The 5,770-nt window shown below is 71.5% G+C and carries 6 protein-coding genes; 2 read left to right on the top strand and 4 right to left on the bottom strand.

What is annotated here, in order from left to right:
* From KBX53_RS19885 to KBX53_RS19895, 3 genes are all read right to left on the bottom strand, one after another.
* Window positions 1–825 (bottom strand): hypothetical protein (locus tag KBX53_RS19885; RefSeq protein WP_247675902.1); only part of this gene is annotated, 825 nt, incomplete at its 3' end.
* A gap of 152 nt (window positions 826–977) precedes the next feature.
* Window positions 978–2,084, bottom strand: coding sequence for an SPFH domain-containing protein (locus KBX53_RS19890; protein ID WP_210860941.1), 1,107 nt, complete (start codon window positions 2,082–2,084; stop codon window positions 978–980).
* 4 nt (window positions 2,085–2,088) lie between these two features.
* Window positions 2,089–2,562: an NfeD family protein gene (locus KBX53_RS19895; protein WP_030337792.1), complete on the bottom strand. Its 474-nt coding sequence runs from the start codon at window positions 2,560–2,562 to the stop codon at window positions 2,089–2,091.
* A 108-nt stretch (window positions 2,563–2,670) separates the two neighbouring features.
* On the opposite strand from KBX53_RS19895, the gene KBX53_RS19900 reads away from it, so the two are divergent.
* Entirely contained in the window at window positions 2,671–3,972 is a 1,302-nt protein-coding gene (locus KBX53_RS19900; RefSeq protein WP_210860942.1) for a serine hydrolase, read from the top strand.
* Window positions 3,973–4,038: 66 nt separating this feature from the next.
* Here KBX53_RS19900 and KBX53_RS19905 read toward each other — a convergent pair whose 3' ends face one another.
* Window positions 4,039–4,851: a DUF3097 domain-containing protein gene (locus KBX53_RS19905; protein ID WP_030337794.1), complete on the bottom strand. Its 813-nt coding sequence runs from the start codon at window positions 4,849–4,851 to the stop codon at window positions 4,039–4,041.
* A 340-nt stretch (window positions 4,852–5,191) separates the two neighbouring features.
* Between KBX53_RS19905 and KBX53_RS19910 the strand changes: the two genes are divergently transcribed.
* Window positions 5,192–5,767 carry a TetR/AcrR family transcriptional regulator gene (locus KBX53_RS19910; protein ID WP_030337795.1) on the top strand — a complete coding sequence of 192 codons (576 nt, stop codon included), beginning with the start codon at window positions 5,192–5,194 and terminating at the stop codon, window positions 5,765–5,767.
* Window positions 5,768–5,770: the final 3 nt, after the last annotated feature.

Here is a 5,770-nt window from a genome sequence, read left to right on the forward strand (position 1 = left end):
CCTCATGATCACCGGAGCTGGCCGAGGGCCGGGGTGGGGGCTGGCCGGGGGTGAGGGGTTGGGGGTGGGGGTGCTGAGGCTGGCGGAGGCGGCGTCTCTGGCGGTTTCGCGGGGCATCAGGCGGCCGGAGCGGTAGCCGATGCCGATGCCGGCGATCAGCACGAAGATCGCGCCGAAGGTCTGGAGCGACCCGATCAGTGCCCCGCCGAGGCCGAGCAGCGGCGCGGCGATGATCAGCATGACGCCGTCGCCGAGGCTGAAGGTGCCCGAGCGGGCCACAGCCCACCCGGTGAGGAACCAGCCCGCGCTGTAGAACGTCGCGCCGAGCAGGACCAGCGACCGCGCGGTGGTGCCGAAGACCGGTGTCTGCTCTTCGAACCCGGCGAACGGCAGCATGAGCACGGTGCCGGCGATGCTGACCAGCAGTCCGGCGGCGGCCACCCGGCGGCTGCGGGTCGCGGCCAGCAGCCCGGTGAGGGCCAGCAGCGCGAGCAGGCCGAGCCAGACCGCGGCGACCCAACCGATGAGGTACACGGCCTGGCCGTCGGCCGGATAGGGGTCGTTGCCCACCCCTCCGTCGCTGGCCATCGCCACCGCGCCGTAGAGGATGGCGTACGCGGGCAGCAGCCAGACGGCCGCCCGGGCGAACCGACGCACCGACCAGGCCCAACTGGCGTTCGTGGCGGGGGCGCCCGGGGTCGGCTCGCCGACGAAGGGCAGTACGCCGAACCCGCCGCCGCTGCGCCGGGAGCCCAGCGGGGCGACCGGGTCGTGCGCGCCGGGCACCGGGGCCGAGGACCACATCCGATTCGCCGGATCCTTCATGCGTCACCTCGCTCGTCGTCGAGCGGTGCACCGACGCGCCGGGGCGCCCCGATTGCCTGGTCACCACCCGTCCTAGGACCGATGGTGGCAGGCGTCGGAGCGCCCCATGAGTCTTTCTCGCATTTAACCGGCCGGGTGGCCGGAGTCCTGCGTCAGCCGCGCTCGCGCTGGTCGGCCGGGTCCTCGGTCAGGCTGGCCGGAGACACCGGCTCCGGGGCGGGCAGCCCCTGCGGCTTGTTGCCGCCGGTGGCCTGCGCCTCGGCGACGCGTACCTCGTCGTGGATCTGCTGGGCGGCGGCCGCCGCGGCCTGCGCCGCCTCCGCGGCCTCGCGCTGGACCTGGCTCGCGTGGTCCGCGGCCTCCGGTGCGGGCAGGTCCCCCACCATCTGGCTCAGCCCACCGAGCGCGCCACCCATGCCCTCCAGGGCCTTGGTCAGCTCGGCCGGGACGATCCAGACCTTGTTGGCGCTGCCCTGGGCGATCTGCGGCAGGGCCTGCAGGTACTGGTAGGCGAGCACCTTCTGGCTCGGGTTCGCCTGGTGGATCGCGTCGAAGACCGTACGGATGGCCTTCGCCTGACCCTCGGCCTGCAGGATCCGGGCCTGCCGGTCACCGTCGGCCCGCAGCACCGCCGACTGCTTCTCACCCTCGGCGGTGAGGATCTGCGACTGCTTGTGCCCCTCGGCGGTCAGGATCGCCGCGCGGCGGTCCCGCTCGGCGCGCATCTGCTTCTCCATCGAGTCGCGGATGCTGGCCGGCGGCTCGATCGCCTTGATCTCGACCCGGGTCACCTTGATGCCCCAGCGGCCGGTGGTCTCGTCCAGCACACCCGAGAGGTGCCGGTTGATCTCGTCCCGGCTGGTCAGCGCCCGCTCCAGATCGAGCGAACCGATCACGTTACGCAACGTGGTGACCGTCAACTGCTCGATGGCCTGGAGGAAGCTGGAGATCTCGTAGGTCGCCCGGACCGAGTCGACCACCTTGAAGTAGAGGACAGTGTCGATCGAGACCACCAGGTTGTCCGAGGTGATCACCGGTTGCGGCGGGAAGCTGACCACCTGCTCCCGCATGTCGACCTTGGTACGCACCGCGTCGATGAACGGCACCAGCAGATTGAGGCCGGGGCTGAGGGTGCGCTTGTACTTGCCGAGCCGTTCCACCACATCCTGGCGCTGCTGCGGCACGATCCGCACCGCCTTGGCCAGCGTAATCACGGCGATCAACGCCACCGCGATGATCAGCACACCGATGACCGTCATCCGTTCACCCTCTCGCTTCCGGCAGCTCGCCGACGGAAGAAACATCGTCCTGCCACACCAGGGCTGTCGCGCCCCGGACCTTTATCACCCGAACCCGTTGACCGGGCTCGAAAGTCTGCGTCGTGTCATACGGTCGGGCCGTCCACAGTTCCCCGTCGATCTTGACCAGGCCGTGCTCGGCGTCCACCCGTTCCAGCACCAGCGCCGTGGAGCCCTCGATCGCCTCCACGCCGAACGGCTGCTCGCCGCTCTCCAGCGCGGAGCGGCTGTGCCGCCGGATGACCGGTCGAACCACCAGCAGGCTCAATGCCGACACCACCGCGAAGACCAGTGCCTGCACGGCGACCGGCGCCCCCAGGGCGGACGCACCGGCAGCGGCGAACGCACCGGCTCCGAACATGATCAGAAATAGCGTCGTCGTGAAAATCTCGGCGACCGCCAGCACCACACCCAAAACGATCCACACCACGGCGTCCACACCGCAAGGGTGACACGTTAATGCACGAGCAGCCCACCCGTGATCATCAGTAGGCTCGGCGAAACGATCGCCGCCCACCGAATCCACCGGCCGAACGAGGAGATCCCCGTGACTCTGCTGCCCGCGACCGCCCGACAGATCGACACCCAGGTGGCCCAGGCGCAGATCGACGGTCGTACCCCGTCACTGGTGCTGGGCGTGGTCCGCGACGGCGCGCTGGTCCACCTGGCCACCGCCGGCGAGCACCCCCGCCCGGACGCCGATCTGCAGTACCGGGTGGGCTCGATCAGCAAGACGATGACCGCCACCTTGATCATGCAGTTGCGTGATGCCGGCCAGCTGTCCCTCGACGACCCGCTGGAACGGCACCTGCCGGGCACCGCGGTGGGCGCGCTCACACTGCGTCAGCTGCTCGGGCACGCCAGCGGCATGCAACGCGAACCCGAGGGCGACTGGTGGGAGCGGAGCGCGGGCACCGACCTGGCCGGGCTGCTCGACGGGCTGAACGCCGACAAGATCGCCTATCCGCCGCACACCGCCTACCACTACTCCAACCTGGCGTACGGGCTCCTCGGCGGCCTGCTCGAACGGCTCACCGGAGCGCGGTGGGCCGACCTGCTCGACGAACGGGTGTTCGGCCCGCAGGGAATGCGCCGCACCACCTACACGGCCACCGAGCCGTACGCCCGCGGCTACGTCGTCCACCCCTGGCACGGCACGTTGCGCGAGGAACCTCGTACCGACACCGGCGCGATGGCCCCCGCCGGGCAGCTCTGGTCGACGATCGAGGACCTGGGCCGCTGGGCCGCCTTCCTGGCCGACCCCGACCCGTCGGTGCTGGCCGCCGGGACGCTCACCGAGATGTGCGCGCCCGTGGTGATCAACGATCTCGACTCCTGGACCGGTGGGCACGGGCTGGGGCTGGAGCTCTACCGCGACGGCGAGCGGGTGTACGTCGGGCACGGCGGCTCGATGCCCGGGTACGTGGCCACCCTCGTGGTACACCGACCCACCCGTACCGCCGTTGTCGGCTTCGCCAACTCGTACGGCTTCCCGATCACCAAGCTCGGCCGCCGGGTGCTGACCAGCGTGCTGGACGCCGAGCCGGCGCTCCCGCAGCCGTGGCGGCCGGCCGCCGCCGCGCCCGGTGCCGACCTGGCCGAGCTGAGCGGCCGCTGGTGGTGGATGGGCCTTCCGCTGGACCTGCGCTGGGACGCGGGTGACCTGGTGGCCCATGTCCGTGGTGAGCGGGTGAGCCGGTTCACCGCCGAGGGGCCGGACCGCTGGCGGGGACGCTCCGGCCCGGAGAACGGCGAGATTCTGTCGGTGCGGCGCGACGACAACGGGCGGGCGACGGCGGTCGACATCGCCACCTTCGTCTTCACCCGCAGCCCGGACGAAGCCCCCTGAGCCGACCGGGCCGGGCGGCGGCGGAGCCGGGCGGCGACAGGGCCGGCCGCCGGCGGGGCCGGGCGGTCAGGGGGTCTCGGTGACGAAGTCGATGAGGCGTTCCATGGCGTTGATCAGGGGCGTTTCCACGTCGGCGAAGCTGTTCACCCGGGACAGGATGTGCCGCCACATGTCGGCCGGCTCGGCCACCCCGAGTGCCGCGCAGACCCCTTCCTTCCACGGCCGCCCCGGCGGCACCACCGGCCACGCCGCGATGCCCAACGCCGCCGGCTTGACCGCCTGCCACACGTCCACATAGGGGTGCCCGGTCACCAGCACGTACGGCGAGTCGACCCGGGCCACGATTCGGCTCTCCTTACTGCCAGGCACCAGGTGGTCGACGAGGACGCCGAGCCGTCGGGTCGGGCCGGGGCCGAAGTCGCGTACGTCGGCGTCGAGGGCGTCGATGCCGTCCAACGGCTCCACGACAACGCCCTCGATGCGCAGGTCGTCACCCCAGATCCGCTCGACCAGGGCGGCGTCGTGGATGCCCTCCACCCAGATCCGGCTGGCCTTGGCCACCTGGGCGCGGACGTTGTCCACCGCCACCGAGCCGGACGCGGTCCGCCGCCGGGCGGCCGGCACCGGCGCGCGGGTGGGGCGGCGCAGCGTGACCGGGCGGCCGTCGAGCAGGAACGCCGCCGGCAGCAGCGGGAAGTTGCGCCGCTTGCCGTGCCGGTCCTCCAGCACCACGGCACCGGCCTCGAAGCCCACCACCGCTCCGCAGAACCCGGAGTCGGCGTCCTCCACCACGAGGTCCGGTTCGGCGTCCACCTCGGGGGTGACCTTCCGCCGTCGCCAGTCCCCCGCCAACACGTCCTCGCCGTATCGCCCCGCCATGTCGATCACGCTAACTCCCGCGCCATCACCCCGCCCCCCGACACACCGCCCCACCTCGTCCACCCGCCACCACCGCGGCGATCACACAGTGGATTCGAGGCGACCCAGGTCGCTGTCGACCGGTGCCGGCCAGACGGATTCCCCGCCTCCGCCGCGGCCGGTCACGGCCAGCAGGACGCCTGGCGTCCACCGGGGTTGGGCGCTGGCATTGCGCGCACGGTCGCTCCTGGGTGAGTTGGTGTTGGCCTGCCGTTCTGGCATGCTGCATATGTGGAACTTGGTTCCGCTAAAACATACGGAACGCGGTTCCGTTTTCCCAAGGCTTGTGACGGAGGCAACGGTGGCCAGCACCGGGACAGATCCCGCGCGCAAGCAGCGGGCGGATTCGCTGCGCAACCAGACGGCGCTCCTGGAGGCGGCCGCCGCCGCGTTCATCGCCTCCGGGGTCAACGCGCCGGTGCGCGACATCGCCGCCAGGGCCGGCGTCGGGGTCGGGACGATCTACCGCCACTTCCCGACCCGCGCCGACCTGATCGTCGCGGTGTACCGACACCAGGTCGAGGCCTGCGCCGAAGCCGGCCCCGTGCTCCTGGCGCAGAGCGCCACACCGCACGCCGCCCTGGCCAGTTGGATCCACCTCTTCGTCGACTTCCTGGTCACCAAGCACGGTCTGGCCGAGGCGATGCGGTCCGACGACGCCGCCTTCCAGACGCTGCACGCGTACTTCCTCGACCGGCTCGTCCCCGTCTGCGCCGACCTGCTCGCCGCCGCCAGCGCGGCGGGCGAGATCGTTCCCGACATGAACCCCCTGGTCCTGATGCAGGGCATCGGCAACCTCTGCATCGGCGCCGACAACCCCGCCTACGACGCGCGTCTCATGGTCGACGTGGTCATCGCCGGCCTACGGGTGCATTAGCGG

The sequence above is a fragment of the Micromonospora sp. M51 genome, assembly GCF_018070305.1.
GTDB classification, from domain to species: Bacteria; Actinomycetota; Actinomycetes; order Mycobacteriales; family Micromonosporaceae; genus Micromonospora; species Micromonospora parva.

Bases quoted from the DNA above. Each gene is read 5' to 3' on its own strand.
- KBX53_RS19890 (WP_210860941.1), bottom strand. From the start codon at position 2,084: ATGACGGTCATCGGTGTGCTGATCATCGCGGTGGCGTTGATCGCCGTG.
- KBX53_RS19905 (WP_030337794.1), bottom strand. From the start codon at position 4,851: ATGGCGGGGCGATACGGCGAGGACGTGTTGGCGGGGGACTGGCGACGG.